Origin of the sequence: Pseudomonas sp. 2848 (genome assembly GCF_003253945.1) — a bacterium.
In the GTDB taxonomy this organism is placed as follows: domain Bacteria; phylum Pseudomonadota; class Gammaproteobacteria; order Pseudomonadales; family Pseudomonadaceae; genus Aquipseudomonas.
The window spans coordinates 233,014-253,576 of the sequence record NZ_QKZD01000003.1; the positions used below are offsets into that span (position 1 = coordinate 233,014).

Below are 20,563 nucleotides of genomic sequence, written 5' to 3' on the forward strand. Positions count from 1 at the left end.
GGGAAGCAGGCTTTTTGCGCTGGTGTGTATCCTACTGTCGGTAAGATTGTCACACCACTTGTCTGTAATAGCTGTATTGGATGTTGTGGTTTTTACTACATTACCCCTTGAAAAGCAGGGTTGAAACCGGTATTCCTAGTCCAACATTTATAAAAGAACCAACATCATGGCCGCGATCAGTGTCGAACCCTGCACCTTCGCCCTCTTTGGCGCCCTAGGCGACCTGGCATTGCGCAAGCTGTTCCCCGCGCTCTACCAGCTCGACCGCGCCGACCTCCTGCACCCCGACACCCGCCTGCTGGCCCTGGCCCGCGAGCCGGGCAGCGTGCAGGAACACCTGAACAACATCGAAGCCCATCTGCGCCGCCACGTGCCGGAGGCCGAGATCGATGCCGCCTCCCTGGGGCGCTTCCTGGCGCGCCTGAGCTACCTGCACCTGGACTTCGTCGAGCCCGAGGGCTACCAGGCCTTGGCTGAGCAGGCACCGAGCGGGCAGCCGCTGATCGCCTACTTCGCCACGGCGGCGGCGGTCTACGGCGCGATCTGCGAGAACCTCGACAAGGCCGACCTGGCGTCGCGCACCCGGGTGGTGTTGGAAAAGCCCATCGGCCACGACCTGGAGTCGTCGCGCCGGGTCAACGACGCCGTGGCGCGGTTCTTCCCCGAGAGCCGTGTCTACCGTATCGACCACTACCTGGGCAAGGAGACGGTGCAGAACCTGATCGCCCTGCGCTTCGCCAACAGCCTGTTCGAAACCCAGTGGAACCAGAATTCCATCTCCCACGTGGAGATCACCGTTGCCGAGAAGGTCGGCATCGAGGGCCGCTGGGGCTACTTCGACAAGGCCGGCCAGCTGCGCGACATGATCCAGAACCACCTGCTGCAGCTGCTCTGCCTGATCGCCATGGACCCGCCCAGCGACCTTTCGGCCGACAGCATCCGCGACGAGAAGGTCAAGGTGCTCAAGGCACTGGCGCCGATCACCGGCGAGGGCTTGAGCACCCATGTGGTGCGTGGCCAGTACATCGCTGGTTTCAGTGACGGCAAGCCGGTGCCGGGTTACCTCGAAGAGGACAACGCCAACGCCCAGAGCGACACCGAGACCTTCGTCGCCCTGCGTGCCGATATCCGCAACTGGCGCTGGTCGGGCGTGCCGTTCTACCTGCGCACCGGCAAGCGCATGCCGCAGAAGCTGTCGCAGATCGTCATCCATTTCAAGGAAACCCCGCACTACATCTTCGCCCCGGAACAGCGTTTGCAGATCGGCAACAAGCTGATCATTCGCCTGCAGCCGGACGAGGGCATTTCGCTGCGGGTGATGACCAAGGAGCAGGGCCTGGACAAGGGCATGCAACTGCGCAGCGGCCCGCTGCAGCTGAATTTCTCCGACACCTGGCGCAGCGCGCGGATCCCGGATGCCTATGAGCGGTTGTTGCTGGAAGTGATGCGCGGCAACCAGAACCTGTTCGTGCGCAAGGACGAGATCGAATACGCCTGGAAGTGGTGCGACCAGCTGATTGCAGGCTGGAAGACCAGCGGTGACGCGCCAAAGCCCTATGCGGCCGGATCCTGGGGGCCGATGAGCTCGATTGCATTGATTACACGTGATGGGAGGGCCTGGTATGGCGATATCTGAACTGCAACTGCCGGCGACCGTGAAGGTTCATCAGCTGGCCGACCCGAAAACCTTGGCGGCGACCCAGGCCCATGATGTGGCCGAGCGCCTGCGCCAGGCGATCGCCAGCAAGGGGCAGGCTTGCCTGGTGCTGTCTGGCGGGCGTAGCCCGGTGCCCTTCCTCGAGAAGCTGGCTGGCGAGGCGCTGGACTGGTCCCGGGTCACCGTGAGCCTGGCCGATGAGCGCTGGGTGCCGGTGGCGCACGACGACAGCAACGCCGGCCTGCTGGCTCGTCACCTATTCAAGGGGCCGGCGGCCAAGGCGCGCTTTATCGGGCTCTACCAACCCGCCGCCAGCCTCGAAGCCGCTGCCGAGCAGGCCGACCAGGTGCTGGCCGACCTGCCACTGATCGATGTGCTGGTGCTGGGCATGGGCGACGATGGCCATACAGCCTCGCTGTTCCCGGCCAGCCCCAACCTGCGCCAGGGCCTGGCCAAGGTCGGTGAGCGCCGCTGCCTGCCGATGTTGGCGCCCAGCGTGCCGCACCAGCGCCTGAGCATGACCCGCGCGCTGCTGGCCACTGCCGGCCTGACCCTGTTGTCGGTGCAGGGCGCGGGCAAGCTTGCCACCCTGCGCACCGCGCTGGCGGCCGAAGACCCAACCGAAATGCCGATTCGCGCCTTTCTTCACGACCCCCTGGACATCTACTGGTGCCCATGAGCCAAGGATCCATTGTCATGACCACCCTCGAACGCCCACAGCCTTTGCTCTCGATGGCCGACAAAGCCGCACGGATCGACGCGATCTGCAACAAGGCGCGCATCCTGCCGGTGATCACCATCGCCCGTGAGGAAGACATCCTGCCCCTGGCCGACGCCCTGGCTGCCGGCGGCATCCGTACCCTGGAAGTGACCCTGCGCTCGCAGCACGGCCTGAAGGCCATCCAGGTGCTGCGTGAGCAGCGCCCGGAGCTGTGCGTCGGCGCCGGTACCGTGCTCGACCGCGGCATGTTCGCCGCCGTCGAGGCGGCGGGCGCGCAGTTCGTGGTTACCCCGGGCATCACCCAGGACATTCTCGAAGCGGGCGTGGACAGCGATATTCCGCTGTTGCCGGGCATCAGCACGCCGTCGGAGATCATGATGGGCTACGCCCTGGGCTACCGCCGCTTCAAGCTGTTCCCCGCCGAGATCAGTGGCGGCGTGGCGGCGATCAAGGCATTCGGCGGCCCGTTCGGCGACATTCGCTTCTGCCCCACCGGCGGGGTCAACCCGGCCAACGTGCGCAACTACATGGCCCTGCCCAATGTGATGTGCGTGGGCGGCACCTGGATGCTCGACAGCAGCTGGATCAAGAACGGTGACTGGGCGCGGATCGAGGCGTGCAGCGCCGAGGCGATGGCGTTGCTGGACTGACAGATTTCGTTGTGTGCTACACGGCTTGTGGGGCGCTTGGTCGGCGCCCCTTTTTTTGCCTGTGATTTGGGTACAACCGGTTCTGGCCCTATCGCGGGGCAAGCCCGCTCCCACGAGCCCGCGATAGCGTCGGAAAACCAACAAAAAAGCCCGCATCGAGGATGCGGGCTCCGGTCATCAGCGATGGCTTACGCCGCCTTGGCCTGCTGCTGGCTCAGCGACCGGTTCAGTGCGCTGAACAGCGCCTTGAAGCTGGCGGTGGTGATGTTCTCGTCGATGCCCACGCCGTGCACCGGACGCCCGCCGGCTACGCGCAGCTCGATGTAGGCCGCGGCCTTGGCATTGGTGCCGGCGCCGATGGCGTGTTCGTTGTAATCCATGATCTCCACGGCGATCGGCAGGCCGGCCACCAGTGCCTCGAGGGCGCCGTTGCCCTTGCCGTGCCAGTGCAAGGTGGTTTCGCCTTCACCAGAGACTTCCACTTGCACGTGGCTGCTGCCGTTTTCTTCCTGCAGGCGGTGGCTGACCAGGGCATATGGCGCGTTGGCCTGGAGGTATTCCTTCTGCAGCAGCTTGTAGATTTGCTCGGCGGTCATTTCCAGGCCGAGACGGTCGGTCTCGCCCTGTACCACTTGGCTGAACTCGATCTGCATGCGGCGCGGCAGGCTGATGCCATATTCCTGCTCGAGCAGGTAGGTGATGCCGCCCTTGCCCGACTGGCTGTTGACACGGATCACCGCCTCGTAGCTGCGGCCGATGTCGGCCGGGTCGATCGGCAGGTACGGCACTTCCCAGAGCTCGCCGTCCTGCTGCTTGGCGAAGCCCTTGCGGATGGCGTCCTGGTGCGAGCCGGAGAAGGCGGTGTGGACCAGGTCGCCAACGTACGGGTGACGTGGGTGCACCGGCAACTGGTTGCACTCCTCGACGACCTTGCGCACGCCATCGATGTCGGAGAAGTCCAGCTGCGGGTCGATGCCCTGGGTGTAGAGGTTCAGTGCCAGGGTCACCAGGTCGACGTTGCCGGTGCGCTCGCCGTTGCCGAACAGGCAGCCTTCGGCACGGTCGGCGCCAGCCATCAGGCCCAGCTCGGTGGCGGCGATGCCGGTGCCACGGTCGTTGTGGGTGTGCAGGCTGATGATCACGCTGTCGCGGCGGTTGACGTTACGGCAGAACCACTCGATCTGGTCGGCGTAGACGTTCGGCGTGGCGACTTCGACGGTGGCCGGCAGGTTGAGGATGATCTTGTGCTCGGGGGTCGGGTTCCACACCTCGATTACCGCGTCGCACACTTCCTTGGCGAATTCCAGTTCGGTGGCGCTGAAGGTTTCGGGCGAGTACTGGAAGGTCCACTGGGTTTGCGGCTGCTGCGCCGCGTACTTGACGAACAGCTTGGCGGCGTTGACCGCGATGTCCTTGACGCCCTGCTTGTCCTGGTTGAAGACGATGCGGCGGAACGACGGGCAGGTGGCGTTGTACAGGTGAACGATGGCCTTCTTGGCGCCGCGCAGGGATTCGAAGGTACGGGCGATCAGGTCTTCACGGGCCTGGGTGAGCACCTGGATGGTGGTGTCGTCCGGGATATGGCCGTCTTCGATCAGGGTACGCACGAAGTCGAAGTCGGTCTGCGATGCGGACGGGAACGACGCCTCGATTTCCTTCACGCCTACTTGCACCAAGGTCTTCCAGAAACGCAGCTTCTTCTCGGCATCCATCGGCTCGATCAGCGACTGGTTGCCATCACGCAGGTCGGAACTGCACCAGATCGGCGCCTGGGTGATGGCCTTCGACGGCCAGGTACGGTCAGGCAGGTCGATGGTCGGGAAGGCGCGGTACTTCTTCGATGGGTCTTTGAGCATGGTCATGGAAGCAATCCTTTTATGTGCGGCCGTGATCGGGCCTGCCGAACGTGTACGAGATGAAAAGGCGAGGCGACGCGATTCACCCTGGTAGTCGGGCGCTGACCAGGCAGAGGCTGCGGTGTTGTTGGAGGAGGGTGCTGAAGATGTTCATAGGCTCAACCCTAACCAGTGGGTTGGGGGATGGCAAGTATTGCCGGAAAATTGAGATAAATGCTTAAAAAAACGATTTTACAGAGTTTTTATGGCCATTAATTTCGGTTTGTTGAGATTTTATTGCTTTAAGCTTTTTCATTGCGCAAATCGCGGGGCCAGCGTTGGCTGCGTGGGAGCGGGCTGGCCCCGCGATTGCGATTTCAGGGCTGGAACGCGCCGATGAAGATCGCCGGATCCACCCGCGCATCGTTCAGGCTGACGTTCCAGTGCATGTGCGGCCCGGTAGCCCGGCCGGTCGAACCTACGCGGCCCACCACCTCGCCACGGCGCAGCGCCTGGCCCGGCTTCACGTCGATCTTCGACATGTGGCAGAACATGCTGATGAACCCTTGCCCATGGTCGACGAACACCGTACGGCCATTGAAGAAGTAGTCGCCCACCAGGATCACCTTGCCATTGGCCGGGGTCTTGATCGGCGTGCCGGCGGGCACTGCGAAGTCCAGGCCGGCATGGGGGTTGCGCTCCTCGCCATTGAAGAAGCGGCGCACGCCGAACTTGCTCGACAGCGGGCCGTTGACCGGCTTGTCGAGGATCAGGTTGCTCGGAAGCACGGGGCTGAAACTGCGATAGGCCTTGATCTGCTCGGCCAGTTCGCGGTCGATGCGCTTGAGGTCTTGCGGTTCAGGGTTGACCTGGCGCTTGTTCTTCAAGGTGATGTGCTGCTCGGGGTACTTCTTGCTGCCGACACTGAAAGGAATGTTGCGCCCACCCTGGGTCAGCACGGCACTGCCAGGCTTTTGCGTAAGCGGAATGCCGACGATGGCCAGCCAGTTGTCCTGCTCCCTGACCACCAATACCGGTTTGCCATCGAAGCGCGCGGTCGGGGCGCTGGCGCCTGTGCCCAGGTCGATCACCGCCACGCCGCCGGGCACGGGCTTGTTGAGGGCGCGGGTAATGTAGCTGGCGTGGGCGGCCGTGACCGGCAGCAGCAGGGCGAGGGCAAGCAGGGGCGCGAACAGGCGTGGCATGTGTCAGTCCAGTAGCGAGAGGGTGACCGGGGTCTGGTGGTTGTCCTCGACCCGCACCTTGAGCTCGCCTTCGTTGAGGCGGGCGGTCAGGCGTTGGCCGTTGTGGGTTTGCGCGGCGCTGCGGATGGCCTGGCCGCGCTCATCCAGGAGGATGCTGTAGCCGCGGGCGAGGGTGGCCAGCGGGCTGACCACCTGCAGGGTCTGTAGTTGTGCCTGGAAGCGCTGGCGGCGGTCCTTGAGCACCTCGCGCATGGCACGCGGCAGGCGCTCGGCGAGGCTGTCCAGGCGCTGCTTGAGCAGTTTCAGGCTGCGTCCCGGATGTTGCGCGGCCAGGCGCGTGTCGAGGCGGCCGAGGCGTTGCTGGCGCTGGTTCATGTCGAGCATGAAGGCGCGACGCAGGCGCATGTCCAGATCGTCCAGGCGCTGGGCCTGCTGGCGCAGGCGTTCGCCGGGGTGGCGCAGGCGTCGGGCCAGCCCGTCGAGGCGCAGGCGGTCGTGGGCCAGGCGGTTCTGCATGCGCAGCAGCAGGCGCCGTTGCAGGCTGTCGAGGCGCTGCTGCAGGCCGCTGCTGTCGGGGGCGAGCAGCTCGGCGGCGGCGGATGGCGTGGGGGCGCGCACATCGGCGACGAAGTCGCTGATCGACACGTCGGTCTCATGGCCCACGGCGCTGACGATGGGCGTGACGCAGGCGGCCACGGCGCGGGCCACGGCCTCTTCGTTGAAGCACCAGAGGTCTTCCAGCGAGCCGCCGCCACGGGCCAGGATCAGCGCGTCGAAGCCTTGCCGATCGGCCATCTGCAGGGCGCGGACGATCTGGTTGATCGCCTCGCGGCCCTGCACCGCGGTGGGGATCAGGTTCAACTCGACCTGCGGCGCACGGCGGCCGAACACGCTGATGATGTCGCGGATCACCGCGCCGGTGGGCGAGGTGATGATGCCGATGCGTTGCGGGTGCGCCGGTAGCGGCTTCTTGCGTTCGGTGCTGAACAGCCCCTCGGCGCCGAGCTTTTCCTTCAGCGCCTCGAACGCCAGGCGCAGGGCACCGTCGCCGGCCGGCTCGACCGTATCGAGGATCAGCTGGTAGTCGCCACGCCCTTCGAACAGCGAGACCTTGCCGCGCACCCGTACCGCCAGGCCGTCGCGCAGGGCCTGGCGCACCCGGGCGGCGTTCTGCCGGAACAGCGCACAGCGGATCTGCGCGCCGCTGTCCTTGAGGGTGAAGTACATATGGCCGGAGGCCGGGCGGGCGAGGTTGGAAATCTCGCCTTCCACCCAGACGCTGCGGAACACGTCCTCAAGCAGCACGCGGGCGCGGCCGTTGAGCTGGCTGACGGTGAGGACCTCGCGGTCCAGGCCGAGTCGTTCGAAAGGGTCTCTGATCATGGCGGGCATCATAAATGAGCGAAGGCCCGGATGTCTGTGCCGGCCTCTATCGCGGGGCAAGCCCGCTCCCACGTTCTGGACTGTCCCCAAGAAGCGGGACACCAATCCAATGCTTGGAGGCAGTCCATTCTAAGTCGGTAGGTGCGTGGGAGCGGGCTTGCCCCGCGATGAGGCCTTCAGCCTTGCATGATCGCCACGAACTGGCGCACCAGTTCCCCGGCATCCCGCCGGCAAGCCAGCGCCACGGTACTTTGGCATGCCTGGTCCAGCGGCACGAAATGCACCGCCGACGGGGCAATCTCGCGCATGCTCGCCGGCAACAACGCCACGCCGAACCCGGCCTGGATCAGTTGCAGTTGTGTGGTCTTGCGCGATACCACCTGTGCTGCCCGGGGAAAGAACCCTTCGTTCATGCATAACGACGCCGACAGGTAGCTCAGCCCGCCACGCTGGCGGTGGGGTATGGAAATGAAGCGTTCCTCGCGCAGTTGCCCCAACCGAACACTGGCTGCCGCGGCCAGTGGGTGGTTCGCCGCCACAGCCAGCAGCAGGGGCTCATCGAACAACGCATGCAACTCAACGCCCTCATGCTGGCGCAGCACCGGCAGACGTAGCAGGCCGATTTCCAGGCGGCCTTCGGCGATGTCCTCCAGTTGTGCCTCCGACGATTGCTGGGCGATCTCCAGGGAAACGCCGGGGTTGTCCTCGAGGTAGCCGCCTAGGCGCTGCAGCAAATGGCCGGTCAGCGGCACGGTGCTGGAGTGGTTCAGCCGCAGGCTGCCGCGCAGGCCCTGGCCGATTTCCCGGGCCAGGCGCTCGGCCTTGTCCAGGTCGGCCAGCAGATAGCGGGCGCGCTCGAGAAAGGCCTGACCGGCCACGGTCAGGCGTGGCAGGCGCGCAGTACGTTCGAACAATACGGTACCCAGCTGAAGCTCAAGCTCCTTGATCTGCCGGCTGAGGGCCGACTGGGCAATGTACAGCCGCTCGGCGGCGGCGCTGAAACTGCCGGCCTCGGCGATTTCGACGAAGTAGCGCAGCTGGCGGATCGAAGTCATGTCATGCCTTTTCTAGATGGCTCATGGCGAAAAGGCATATTAGTCGGCATGGCTCGTCACTGGCTAACCTTCAGTTGTCTTCAAGGGAACTGCCGCGATGCTTGCTCAACTGTCGTTTTCCACGTTCGACTGGCTGCCCATCCTGCTGGGAGTGGGGGTGGCCTATATCGTCTTCGGTATTGCCGGTTTCGGCACCGCGCTGGTCGCCGGCCCCGTGCTGATCCATTTCATGCCGTTGTCACGGATCATTCCGCTGCTGGTGCTGCTGGATTTCGTCGCCGCCTTCGGCAACCTCCTGCCTTCGCGGCGCGATGTGGTGCGCGGCGAGTTGCTGCGCCTGCTGCCGTTCATGGCCGTGGGTTGCACCCTCGGCGTGGTGTTCCTGCTACGGCTCAAGTCCGATCTGCTGCTGTTGCTGATGGGCATCTTCGTGACCGCCTATGCGGTCTATGGCCTGGCGGTCAAGGTACGCCCGGCTAGCCTGTCGGGCGCCTGGGCGGTGCCCATGGGCACGGTGGGCGGATTGTTCGGCGCCTTGTTCGGCAGTGGTGGATTCCTCTACGCGATCTACCTCAGCGCCCGCCTGGAGGCCAAGGAACAGGTGCGTGCGACCCAGGTCGCCCTGATCAGTTGCAGCACGGTGGTGCGACTGTCGCTGTTCCTGATCGCCGGGGTGTATGCCGATAGCAGCTTGCTGCTGCTCGCCGCCTGCCTGCTGCCGGTGATGTTCGTCGGCACCTGGCTGGGGCGGCGACTGACCTTGAAACTGTCCCGCGAGGCCTTCATCCGCCTGGTCACCTGGTTGGTCCTGGCCAGCGGCCTGGCGTTGATCGGTCGCTACCTGAGCGCCTGAGCAGGCGCTAGAATTGCGCCATTACCGCAGTCCCCAGGCCCGCCTCACGCATGAATACGCAGAGCATCATCGTCCCCAAACTGTCCACCGTGCCCGTCCATGAGGCGCGCGCCCGCGCCATCCTGCGTTGGCTGGTGCGCGAAAAAATCGTCGAGGAACAGTTGAGCACCTGTGGGCGCACCGGCAACCGCATGGGCCATGCCCTGGCGGAGGGGGCGCGCAAGGTGGCCCTGCATCCCGAGAGGTTGCCGTTCGGCGAGCAGGTCAACGGCCTGGAAGTGATGCTCAAGCGCTGCATCTACACCCCCACCGACGGTTTTCTCGAAGAAGCCGGTTGCCCGGAGTGCCGGCGCGAGGTCGGCGAGCCGCTGTTCGAGAGCCTGGAGGAGTGGATGCCGGGGGTGAGCGATAACTTCACCTGCCCGTTGTGCGGCTTCGAAGACGACATCAATGGCTTTCTCTATTTGCAGCCGTGTGCCTTTTCCAACCTGGGGTTCATCTTCAATAACTGGGGCGAGGCCGGGTTTACCCAGGCCTTCCTCGACAGCTTCGCCGACTGGCTGGACCAGCCGGTGGCGGTGGTGCAGGTAAAACTGCCGCAAGGCTGACCGAAGGCCCTTATTTTGCATTGAGCGGCGCGCCATGGATGGGTATAATGGCGCGCTTCCATTTTTCCCTCCCGGGAGCCCCCGCGATGCTGCGTATCAGCCAAGAAGCCCTGACCTTCGACGATATCCTCCTTGTACCTGGCTACTCCGAGGTACTGCCCAATGAAGTCAGTCTCAAGACCCGTTTGACTCGTGGCATCGAGCTGAACATTCCCCTGGTCTCCGCCGCCATGGATACCGTGACCGAAGCGCGCCTGGCCATCGCCATGGCCCAGGAAGGCGGCATCGGCATCATCCACAAGAACATGACCATCGAGCAGCAGGCCGGCGAAGTACGCAAGGTCAAGAAGTTCGAGGCTGGCGTGGTCAAGGACCCGATCACCATCGACGCCGACGCCACCGTGCGCGACCTGTTCGACCTGACCCGCCTGAACAACATCTCCGGTGTTCCGGTGCTGGAAAACGGTGACCTGGTCGGCATCGTCACCTCCCGCGACGTGCGCTTCGAAACCCGCCTGGACGCCAAGGTCCGCGACGTGATGACCCCCAAAGAGCGTCTGGTCACCGTCCGCGAAGGCGCCGACAAGAACGAAGTCCGCGAGCTGCTGCACAAGCACCGCCTGGAAAAAGTCCTGATCGTCGACGACAAGTTCGCCCTCAAGGGCATGATGACCGTCAAGGACATCGAGAAGGCCAAGGCCTACCCGCTGGCCAGCAAGGACGACCAGGGTCGCCTGCGCGTCGGCGCCGCGGTCGGCACCGGCAAGGACACCGGCGAGCGCGTTGCCGCCCTGGTAGCCGCCGGCGTTGACGTGGTGGTCGTCGACACCGCCCACGGTCACTCCAAAGGCGTGATCGACCGCGTGCGTTGGGTGAAAGAAACCTACCCGCAAGTGCAGGTGATCGGCGGCAACATCGCCACCGGCGCCGCCGCCAAGGCCCTGGCAGAAGCCGGCGCCGACGCGGTCAAGGTCGGTATCGGCCCAGGCTCGATCTGCACCACCCGTATCGTCGCCGGTGTCGGCGTGCCGCAGATCAGCGCCATCGCCAACGTCGCCGCCGCACTGGAAGGCACTGGCGTGCCACTGATCGCCGACGGCGGCATCCGTTTCTCGGGTGACCTGTCCAAGGCCATCGTCGCCGGTGCGTCCTGCGTGATGATGGGCTCGATGTTCGCCGGTACCGAAGAAGCGCCGGGCGAAGTCGAACTGTTCCAGGGCCGTTCCTACAAGGCCTACCGTGGCATGGGCTCGCTGGGTGCCATGGCACAGGCGCAAGGCTCGTCCGACCGTTACTTCCAGGACTCCTCGGCCGGCGCCGAGAAGCTGGTGCCGGAAGGTATCGAAGGTCGCGTGCCGTACAAGGGCGCCCTGGCCGCGATCATCCACCAGCTGATGGGCGGACTGCGTTCGTCCATGGGCTACACCGGCAGCGCGACCATCGAAGAGATGCGTACCAAGCCGGAGTTTGTGCGCATCACCGGTGCCGGCATGGCCGAGTCCCACGTGCATGACGTGCAGATCACCAAGGAAGCCCCTAACTACCGCGTAGGCTGAGGCTTCCAGCAATTACCGAACGGGGCTGTCATACACAGCCCCGCGTCGTTTCCGATTTCCACTGACGAGATTGAGTCATGGCCCTCGACATTCACGCTCACCGTATCCTGATCCTCGATTTCGGTTCCCAGTACACCCAGCTGATCGCCCGCCGCGTGCGCGAGATCGGTGTGTATTGCGAGCTGCACCCGTTCGACATGGACGATGAGGCGATCCGCGAATTCAACCCGCGCGGCATCATCCTGGCCGGTGGCCCCGAGTCGGTCCACGAAGCCAACAGCCCGCGCGCGCCGCAGGCCGTGTTCGACCTGAAAGTCCCGGTGCTGGGCATCTGCTACGGCATGCAGACCATGGCCGAGCAGATGGGCGGCAAGGTCGAAGGCTCCGACCTGCGCGAGTTCGGCTACGCCCGCGTCGACGTGGTCGGCAAGAGCCGCCTGCTCGACGGCATCGAAGACCATGTCGACGATGACGGCGTGCTGGGCCTGGACGTGTGGATGAGCCACGGCGACAAGGTCACCCAGATGCCAGGCAACTTCAGCGTGCTGGCCAGCACCCCGAGCTGCCCGATCGCCGGCATGTACGACGATGCCCTGGGCTACTACGGCGTGCAGTTCCACCCGGAAGTGACCCATACCAAGCAAGGCGGTCGCATCCTCTCGCGCTTCGTCCAGGACATCTGCGGCTGTGAAGCCCTGTGGACTGCCTCGAACATCGTCGAGGACGCCATCGCCCAGGTACGTGCACAGGTTGGTTCGGCCAACGTCCTGCTGGGCCTGTCCGGCGGCGTCGACAGCTCGGTTGTTGCCGCGCTGCTGCACCGCGCCATCGGCGACCAGCTGACCTGCGTGTTCGTCGACAACGGCCTGCTGCGCCTGCACGAAGGCGACCAGGTGATGGCCATGTTCAAGGAGAACATGGGCGTCAAGGTGATCCGCGCCGATGCCGAGAAGCAGTTCCTCGACAATCTGGAAGGCGAAGCGGACCCTGAGAAGAAGCGCAAGATCATCGGCCGCACCTTCATCGACGTGTTCGATGCCGAGGCCAGCAAGCTGGAGAACATCCAGTTCCTCGCCCAGGGCACCATCTACCCCGACGTGATCGAGTCGGCCGGCGCCAAGAGCGGCAAGGCCCACGTGATCAAGTCGCACCACAACGTCGGCGGCCTGCCGGAGGAAATGAACCTCAAGCTGGTCGAGCCACTGCGTGAGCTGTTCAAGGACGAAGTGCGCAAGATCGGCCTGGAACTGGGCCTGCCGTACGACATGGTCTACCGCCACCCGTTCCCGGGCCCAGGCCTGGGCGTGCGCATCCTCGGTGAAGTGAAGAAGGAATACGCCGACATCCTGCGTCGCGCCGACCACATCTTCATCGAAGAGCTGCGCAAGGCCGACTGGTACCACAAGACCAGCCAGGCGTTCGTGGTGTTCCAGCCGGTCAAGTCGGTCGGCGTCGTCGGTGACGGCCGTCGCTACGCCTGGGTCGTGGCCCTGCGTGCCGTCGAGACCGTGGACTTCATGACCGCGCGCTGGGCGCACCTGCCGTACGAGCTGCTGGAAACCGTCAGCGGCCGTATCATCAACGAAATCGACGGCATCTCCCGCGTCACCTACGACGTGTCGAGCAAGCCGCCGGCCACTATCGAGTGGGAATGATCTCGCGCCCGGCGTAGACCGGAAGCGAGTGGCAGGAAACACCCCAAAAGCCCGCATAACTGCGGGCTTTTGGCATTCAGTCGGGCAGGTGAAATAGCCAGACGCTTATGGGCTTCACCCTCAGCCCCAAACAACAAAACCCGCCAATGCGGGTTTTGTTGTTTGACGCGCAGACGTTGGTCAGAAGTCGTAACGCACGTTGGCAGTGAAGGTGTCGGCGTTGAAACCACTGCTGGCCAGGTAGTTGTACATCCCTCCCACGCTCCAGGCGCCTACCCGGTAGTTGGCACCCAGTCCCAGCTCGTAGCTGTCGCGCGCGGGGGTGGCGCCTTGGGTGGTGAAGGGGGTACCGCCGAGCACGAAGGTCGAGGTGGTGCTGGCCTTGTCGCCGATGAAATCGTGCCAGGCCATCAGCTTGGCTTCCGGCTCCAGGCTGCCCACGCCGATGTCAAAAGCGGCCGCCAGACGGGCGCCCAGGCCCATTTCGCCAATTTCATAGCGCTGGCTGCCAACGTTGAGGGCGGCTGAGCTGCCTTTCTCATGGTACGAATCAATCGAAACCTTGGCATAACGCGCACCGACCTGTGGCTCCAGCAGCCAATGCTTGTCTAGCCGGAACGTGTAGCCTGCAAGTGCTTTGACGCCGAAGATTGCACTGTCGTAATCGGCCTTGGCGCGGGTACCGGCGATGTAGCGTCTGGACTCGTTGTCGTTCCAGCCATAGGTCAGCGAGGTGTCGACAAAGAAGTTGTCACGGGCCCAGTTGCCGTACAGCGTCAGTGCATGGCCGTTGACGTCGGTCTTGTTGCCAAGGTCCGACTTGACGTCGCTGGTCAGGTAGCTGTACGCCAGGCCCACGGTGGTATTGGGGTTGAGCTTGCCGTCGGCACCCAAGGCGATGCCTTGGGTGTTGGCGTCAAAGCCGCCGATACCGTGGCGGCTATCCTGATTGGCATCGCTGGACAGCGCTTGCAGCCATACCCCTTGTTCTGCCAGGACGTCGCCCGACGACAGGCCGCTGCGTACTTTGCTGGCGCGGTGCTCGATGGCACCTGCGACCAGGTTTTGACTGTTGGTGGCGGCGTTGATGACTCCACGGCTGACGTCCGGGGCCAAGGTTTCGGCAAGTTTCGCCAGATCTTCGGAGGTGGCGGCGTTGGCAAAATGCTGGAATACCGGGTCGCTTTCGTCCATCTGGCCCAGGACTGTGTTCTTGAGCGGCTGGATGGCGTTCACCGCATTGCGCGAACCATGGGCGCCCAGCAGGTCTTGAGTTACAGCCTCATCGCTGCGGGTCGCAACCGTTGCTTTTACATCCTGGCCTTCAATGCCAAAGCTTTTCACTTCAAGCAGCGCCGAGGATGAAACCACGGAAAGGTTCTGTGGATCTTCCCACGTGCCGGAATTGATGAGGGTGTAGCGGTTGCCCTGGGCCGAGGTGCGGAAATCGTCGGAGCGAGCCTGCAGTTCGACCTGGCTGCCGGGAGAGAAGTAGGTATCGCCGGTGACTGTCAGGATCGGCGTGTTGGGCAGTGTGTTGTTATCCAGCAGCAGGCGCAAGCGAGCAGTTTCGCTATCCAGGTCGAGGTTGCCGACAATCGTGGTCTGTGGGCGAAGCAGCGTCAGGCGGCCACCGTCGATATCGACGTAACCGGCACGGATGGTCGAGCCGTCGAATTGTGCATCCCCTTGCACCAGTACCCCACTCAGGCCCAGCAGGTCACCCTTGACCTGGCCACCCTCCCAGTAGAAATAAGAAGGGGAGGCGTGGTCATCCGCCAGAATTGCCGCGGTGCCGCCTTCGATCAGGCCACCGGTCTGCCTGATTGAGAAGATGCTGAAGCCGGCTGAGGGGTCGAGGTTGACCAAGTGGATACCGACGCCCTCGGCGGAGATAGTCCCGCTGTTGTTGATATCACTCTTGGAAGGGTCGCCTGTGTTTTTACCGGTGAAACTGGCGTTTTCTATCTCGATACCTGCCGAGCCGGCGCCGCTGGCAGTGATGGTGCCCGAGTTATTGATGCGAGCCTGGGCCGAGGTGATCATCATGCCATTGGCATCTTCGCCGGTTACCCTGATGTTGCCGTTGTTGTTGACTTCACCGGCGATTTTCGCCAGGTACAGGTCCAGTCCCATGGCAGTGGTGCCGCTCACCGTAATGTCGCCCTCGTTGACCAAATTGCCAGCGATGGTGGAGTTGAGGGTCATGGAGATGCCGGATGGGACGTCACTGGGGGTTGCGGCCGTTAGGTTGATCTTGCCCTGATTGATCAAGCTGCCCGCCAGCGTCACATTGGTCAGCGTCACACCTGCGTTTTGTGACGTTCCGGTAAAGGTGGCGTTATTGAAACCACCGCCGGAGCTGATGTATGCCTCTGTGCCCAGGTCGTGGTTGAGGTCGGGTGCGGCATGGACTGTGGCAGCCGTGACGGACAGCGCCAACAACGAGCGGCGCAGGTGGGAGATGTTCAAGACCGTATCCTTACAGGGTAGAAACTGACAGGGGGCAACGCGCGCGTCAGCGTCTGTTTTCGGCATCCCTGTCAGCTTGTCAGTGATGTGCTGATTCAAGCGCGCCGAATCTACACGATGCGGGTGAGGATATTCATCATGAAAACAACTAATGGCGAAAAAAACATAAATGCGCCGTTTCAGTTGTTTTCTGAAGCCGTGGCCGTCCTGGTTCAAGGATTTTCATGTGCCAATGGAGTCTTGGCCCATCGGCTCCATGCTGCTTCCCAGCCACTGTCGTGGCTCGCTTCAGGGACATGAATACACTGGGATAATGGAGAGCCAAGTGCCTGTTGATACCTGGCAGCCAAATCACCCGGAATGATCGAGTCAGCGTCTCCAATGAAATGACGCTGAGGTAACAAGGCGAGTCGATCTCGGTAGTCCAGCGGTTCCAAGGATCCGTGGAGTGGCGACAGTCCTTTCATCGTCGCCCACATACGCGGGCTAAGGTTGCCAGCCAGGGTTTGCACCTGGGTAATATCATTGCGCTGCGCCGCTAACAATAATGCCAGCGCGGCGCCACCCGAATATCCCACGAGTTCGAATTCACTGTTGCCATATCGTTGTTTCAGTTGGTCTAGCGCCTGGCTGAGGCGGTCGATCACTTCCTGGGCGTAGCGTCGATGGGTCCAGAGTGCGGTCTGACACGCTGCAGCCATGACGAACTGGCAGGGGCGTGCGAGATACGCGTTCGGCGTAGGATCGTTGACCACCAGCCGTGGCACCAGCAGATTGTGCGGGCTCGGATCCAGGCTGGGTTGAGTGGCCGTCGACCAGGAATGCCCATCGCCTTCCAGGTAGACACGCAGGCGAGTCATTTTTTCTGCGGTGCGCGGCACAAGGATGAAGAGAGGGAAGTCTTGTCCCGGCAGGACCTCCCATTGTCGGCCGTGTTCTTGAGCCAGTTGTTGCAGTGCCTCGCGCGGCGATTGGCAGGCGATGAGAAGTGCGCTGATTATCAACACACACGCCATAGGGAAGCCGGCCACTGTCCGACGACTGGGAAAATCTCTACTCATCATGTGTGCAGTGTACGATCACGTCGCTTCGGCAACCTACCGCCCTGCGACAAGACTTCACTTAATATTTCGCAAATGCAGGTGTATCGTATTCGCCCTTCATCGCCAGCCCTGCTGGCAGCTTGATCGCGCAGAAACGAGGTACCCGCACCGATGTCCTTTACCCGTCGACAAATGCTCAAGGGCCTGACCGGCCTTGTAGTGGTAGGCCTGGGCGCCGGTGGCGCGGCGCGTTACTGGCTGGGCAAGGTCGAGGACGACAACGACGGGCATGACTACGAGCTGATCGCCGCACCGTTGGACGTCGAGCTGGTGCCGGGCTTCAAGACCGAGGCCTGGGCCTTCGGCCCGTCGGCACCGGGGACCGAGCTGCGGGTGCGCCAGGGTACCTGGCTGCGGGTGCGCTTCATCAACCATCTACCCGTCGAGACCACCATCCATTGGCACGGTATCCGCCTACCGTTGGAGATGGACGGTGTTCCCTATGTCTCGCAGTTGCCGGTCAAGCCGGGCGAATACTTCGACTACAGGTTCAAGGTGCCGGATGCCGGCAGCTACTGGTACCACCCCCACGTGAGCAGCTCCGAGGAACTGGGGCGCGGGCTGGTTGGCCCGCTGATCGTCGAAGAGCGCGAACCGACCGGTTTCAAGCACGAACGTACCCTGAGCCTGAAGAACTGGCACGTGGACGAGCAGGGCGCCTGGCTGCCGTTCAGCATCCCCCGCGAGGCGGCGCGCAACGGCACGGCCGGGCGGCTGATCACCATCAATGGCCAGGCCGAGTCGGTCACCGAGCTGCCGGCGGGGCAGGTGGTGCGGGTGCGCTTGCTGAACCTGGACAACACCTGGACCTACCGCCTGAACCTCAAAGGCAACTGCGAGGCGATGATCTACGCCCTCGATGGCAATCCGATCACCCCGCGCCCGCTGGACGAGGAGTACTGGCTTGGCCCCGGCATGCGCATTTGCCTGGCGATCCGCATTCCCGAGGCGGGCGAGGAGGTATCGTTGCGTGACGGCTTCGTGCGCCTGGGCACCTTGCGCTCGGTGGCCAGCAGCGACGCTCCCGGCGACTGGCCCAAGGCGCTGCCGCCGAACCCGGTTGCCGAGCCGGACCTGGAGAACGCCGAGAAGCTCAACTTCAATTTCGAATGGGTCGGCAAGGTTTCGGTGAACACCGAGAACGGCAAGCCGCCGAGCCTGTGGCAGATCAACGGCCAAGCCTGGGACATCACCGACAAGACTTGCGCCGACCGGCCCATCGCTACGCTGCAGAAGGGCAAGAGCTATATCCTCGAGCTGAAGAACATGACCCAGTACCAGCACCCGATCCACCTGCACGGCATGAGTTTCAAGGTGATCGCCTCCAATCGGCGCAAGATCGTCGAGCCGTGGTTCACCGATACCTACCTGCTGGGCAAGAACGAGCGGGCGCAGGTGGCGCTGGTGGCGGATAACCCGGGCACCTGGATGTTCCACTGCCATGTCATCGACCACATGGAAACCGGCCTGATGGCCGCGATAGCGGTGGTCTGATGCGCCCGCAGATCATCGATCGCAGCCGCGATCAGGAATTCATGCGTCTGGCCCTGGAGCTGGCGGCCCAGGGCGCGGCCCTGGGCGAGGTGCCGGTGGGTGCGGTGCTGGTGCAGCACGGCCAGGTGCTCGGCCAGGGCTTCAACCGGCCGATCCTCGACAGCGACCCCAGCGCCCACGCCGAGATGGTGGCGATCCGCGCTGCGGCCAAGTCCGCCAGCAACTACCGCCTGCCGGGCAGCACCCTGTACGTGACGCTGGAGCCGTGCAGCATGTGCGCGGGGCTGATCGTCCATTCACGAGTGGCGCGAGTGGTGTATGGGGCGCTGGAGCCCAAGGCGGGGATCGTGCAGAGCCAGGGGCAGTTCTTCACCCAGGGCTTTCTCAATCATCGGGTGATGTACGAGGGCGGGGTGTTGGCCGAGGAATGTGGCGCGATACTCAGCGAGTTTTTCAAGGCTCGGCGGGCCAAAGGTTAACCTGCAGCCACGTTATCGCGGGGCAAGCCCGCTCCCACGCTTTGGCTGCGGACACCATCACATCGGCGCTGCTTGCTCCGCTGGCTTGTCCTTGTTCACCGCAGGCACATGCAGGTTGCCCTCGGCCACTTGGCCTTCGAGCTGCGGCTGCGTGACCCAAGTGAGGATGTCGTAGTAGCGGCGGATGTTGGCGACGAAATGCACCGGCTCGCCGCCCCGGGCATAACCGTACTTGGTCTTGCTGTACCACTGCTTCTGCGACAGGCGCGGCAGCATCTTCTTCACGTCCAGCCACTTGTTCGGGTTCAGGCCTTCGCGCCTGGCCAGAGTGCGGGCGTCTTCGAGGTGGCCGCTGCCAACGTTGTAGGCCGCCAGGGCGAACCAGGTGCGGTCCGGCTCCTTGATGCTGTCGTCGAGCTGGTCCTTGACCAGCATGAAGTACTTGGCGCCGCCCTGGATGCTCTGCCGGGGGTCCAGGCGGTTGGACACGCCCATGGCCTGGGCGGTGCGCTGGGTCAGCATCATCAGGCCGCGCACACCGGTCTTGGAGGTGACTTCCGGCTGCCACATCGATTCCTGGTAGCCGATCGCGGCCAGCAGCCGCCAGTCCACCTGTTCGACCTTGGAGCTGGTCTTGAAGTGTTTCTCGTACTTGGGCAGGCGTTGCTGCAGGTGCTGGGCGAAGGTGTAGGCACCGACGTAGCCCAGCACATCGACATGGCCGTAGTAGCGGTCCTTCAGGCGTTGAAGCGTGCCGTTCTTCTGCGACTTGTCGAGAAACTCGTTGATCTCGTTGAGCAGGCTGTTGTCTTCGCCGGCGGCCACCGCCCAGCGCTGGTCACGGGTGTCGCCCAGGTCGAAGGCCACGCGCACGTTGGGGAAGTAGACCTGGTTCATGGCCAGCTCGTTGGAGTCGACCAGGGTCAGGTCGATCTGGCCCTCGTCGACCATGCGCAGCAGGTCGACCACTTCGACGGCGTCGGATTCTTCGTATTCCAGCCCCTGATTCTGCTTTTTCAGCTCGGCCAGCTGGTCGGCGTGGCTGCTGCCCTTGAGCACCATGATCTTCTTGCCCACCAAGCCCTTGGCATTGGTCGGGCGCGAGCGGCCGTTGCGGTAGATGACCTGCGGGGTCACCTCGAGATACGGGTGGGAGAACTTCGCCTGGCTGGCGCGGCGTTCGCTGCTGACCAGGCCGGCGGCGGCCAGTACCGGGCCGGAGGGCTTGCCCAGTTGGTCGAACAATTGGTCGAGATTGTCGGCGGTCTCGATCTCGAGCTTCACCCCCAGGTCATCGGCGAAGCGCTTGACCAGTTCGTACTCGAAACCGGTTTCGCCGTTGCGGTCCTGGAAGTAGGTGGCCGGGCTGTTGCGGGTAATCACGCGCAATACGCCATCCTCCTTGACGCGCTCGAGGGTGCTGGGTTTTTCAACGCAGGCACCGAGCATCAGGAAGAGTCCGGTTGCGAAGAGCCATTTGGCGCAACGCTGGCGCAAAGCAGTGTGGGCGAACATAGGGTGCAGTATACGCAAAGGACTGTCGGCGCCATATCTCGACAATGGTTGGCAGGTCTGCTAGCACGTCACTGTGCCTGCGACAGGGCGGAGCAGGTCGTGGGAGCGGGCTTGCCCCGCGATTCGCCCGCTCAGGCAGTCTCTTTGCCGGTAGGTGTCATCGCGGGGCAAGCCCGCTCCCACGATGAAATACCCGCGATTTTTTTGACCCGCAAGTCCGGTTCCACCGCCCGGCAGCATTGGCTTAGAGCGGGTGCCGAAAGCCTGCGAATTAGGCTAGAATGCACGGCCTCTAAGCACACCCCTTCCTGAGGCTGTCCCG

Annotated in this window: 16 protein-coding genes; 9 read left to right on the plus strand and 7 right to left on the minus strand. The window is 63.6% G+C overall.

The window, feature by feature from the left end; translation table 11 throughout:
• Positions 1–166: 166 nt before the first annotated feature.
• From zwf to DFS21_RS08245, 3 genes are read left to right on the plus strand one after another with little or no spacing between them, the layout of a single operon-like run.
• A complete protein-coding gene (zwf, locus tag DFS21_RS08235) occupies positions 167–1,636 on the plus strand; it encodes a glucose-6-phosphate dehydrogenase (protein ID WP_110699838.1) in 1,470 nt (489 codons plus the stop codon).
• Positions 1,623–2,336 carry a 6-phosphogluconolactonase gene (gene pgl, locus DFS21_RS08240; protein WP_111532119.1) on the plus strand — a complete coding sequence of 238 codons (714 nt, stop codon included), beginning with the start codon at positions 1,623–1,625 and terminating at the stop codon, positions 2,334–2,336. The genes zwf and pgl overlap by 14 nt, the downstream gene beginning before the upstream one ends.
• 17 nt (positions 2,337–2,353) lie before the next feature.
• Positions 2,354–3,028, plus strand: coding sequence for a bifunctional 4-hydroxy-2-oxoglutarate aldolase/2-dehydro-3-deoxy-phosphogluconate aldolase (locus DFS21_RS08245; RefSeq protein ID WP_046854326.1), 675 nt, complete (start codon positions 2,354–2,356; stop codon positions 3,026–3,028).
• Between the two features lie 188 nt (positions 3,029–3,216).
• Here the strand turns inward: DFS21_RS08245 and leuA are convergent, their stop codons facing one another.
• From leuA to DFS21_RS08265, 4 genes are all read right to left on the minus strand, one after another.
• Positions 3,217–4,890 (minus strand): 2-isopropylmalate synthase, encoded by a 1,674-nt coding sequence (leuA, locus tag DFS21_RS08250; RefSeq protein ID WP_102682942.1) that lies wholly within the window; start codon positions 4,888–4,890, stop codon positions 3,217–3,219.
• A 350-nt stretch (positions 4,891–5,240) separates the two neighbouring features.
• Positions 5,241–6,068, minus strand: coding sequence for a M23 family metallopeptidase (locus DFS21_RS08255; RefSeq protein WP_110699832.1), 828 nt, complete (start codon positions 6,066–6,068; stop codon positions 5,241–5,243).
• A 3-nt stretch (positions 6,069–6,071) separates the two neighbouring features.
• On the minus strand, positions 6,072–7,451 hold the full coding sequence (xseA, locus tag DFS21_RS08260; RefSeq protein WP_102682974.1) for an exodeoxyribonuclease VII large subunit: 1,380 nt from the start codon (positions 7,449–7,451) through the stop codon (positions 6,072–6,074).
• A gap of 176 nt (positions 7,452–7,627) precedes the next feature.
• Positions 7,628–8,506 carry a LysR family transcriptional regulator gene (locus DFS21_RS08265; protein WP_111532120.1) on the minus strand — a complete coding sequence of 293 codons (879 nt, stop codon included), beginning with the start codon at positions 8,504–8,506 and terminating at the stop codon, positions 7,628–7,630.
• Between the two features lie 97 nt (positions 8,507–8,603).
• Here DFS21_RS08265 and DFS21_RS08270 point away from each other — a divergent pair, with 97 nt between their 5' ends.
• From DFS21_RS08270 to guaA, 4 genes are all read left to right on the plus strand, one after another.
• A complete protein-coding gene (locus DFS21_RS08270; RefSeq protein ID WP_111532121.1) occupies positions 8,604–9,359 on the plus strand; it encodes a sulfite exporter TauE/SafE family protein in 756 nt (251 codons plus the stop codon).
• A gap of 50 nt (positions 9,360–9,409) precedes the next feature.
• Positions 9,410–9,967, plus strand: coding sequence for a sugar ABC transporter ATPase (locus DFS21_RS08275; protein WP_102682938.1), 558 nt, complete (start codon positions 9,410–9,412; stop codon positions 9,965–9,967).
• Between the two features lie 86 nt (positions 9,968–10,053).
• A complete protein-coding gene (gene guaB / locus DFS21_RS08280; RefSeq protein WP_023628475.1) occupies positions 10,054–11,523 on the plus strand; it encodes an IMP dehydrogenase in 1,470 nt (489 codons plus the stop codon).
• 77 nt (positions 11,524–11,600) lie between these two features.
• Positions 11,601–13,178, plus strand: a complete 1,578-nt coding sequence (guaA, locus tag DFS21_RS08285; RefSeq protein WP_011535447.1) for a glutamine-hydrolyzing GMP synthase — start codon at positions 11,601–11,603, stop codon at positions 13,176–13,178.
• 180 nt (positions 13,179–13,358) lie between these two features.
• Here guaA and DFS21_RS08290 read toward each other — a convergent pair whose 3' ends face one another.
• Positions 13,359–15,650 (minus strand): autotransporter outer membrane beta-barrel domain-containing protein, encoded by a 2,292-nt coding sequence (locus DFS21_RS08290; RefSeq protein ID WP_111532122.1) that lies wholly within the window; start codon positions 15,648–15,650, stop codon positions 13,359–13,361.
• 212 nt (positions 15,651–15,862) lie between these two features.
• A complete protein-coding gene (locus tag DFS21_RS08295; RefSeq protein ID WP_111532123.1) occupies positions 15,863–16,714 on the minus strand; it encodes an alpha/beta hydrolase in 852 nt (283 codons plus the stop codon).
• Positions 16,715–16,864: 150 nt separating this feature from the next.
• Between DFS21_RS08295 and DFS21_RS08300 the strand changes: the two genes are divergently transcribed.
• Together DFS21_RS08300 and tadA are read left to right on the plus strand one after the other, a co-directional pair.
• Positions 16,865–18,247: a multicopper oxidase family protein gene (locus DFS21_RS08300; protein ID WP_111532124.1), complete on the plus strand. Its 1,383-nt coding sequence runs from the start codon at positions 16,865–16,867 to the stop codon at positions 18,245–18,247.
• Complete coding sequence (tadA, locus tag DFS21_RS08305; RefSeq protein ID WP_046854335.1) at positions 18,247–18,726, plus strand: tRNA adenosine(34) deaminase TadA; 480 nt, start codon at positions 18,247–18,249, stop codon at positions 18,724–18,726. Before DFS21_RS08300 ends, tadA begins: the two co-directional genes overlap by 1 nt.
• A 57-nt stretch (positions 18,727–18,783) precedes the next feature.
• Here the strand turns inward: tadA and mltF are convergent, their stop codons facing one another.
• Entirely contained in the window at positions 18,784–20,241 is a 1,458-nt protein-coding gene (gene mltF, locus DFS21_RS08310) for a membrane-bound lytic murein transglycosylase MltF (RefSeq protein WP_111532125.1), read from the minus strand.
• Positions 20,242–20,563 lie beyond the last annotated feature (322 nt).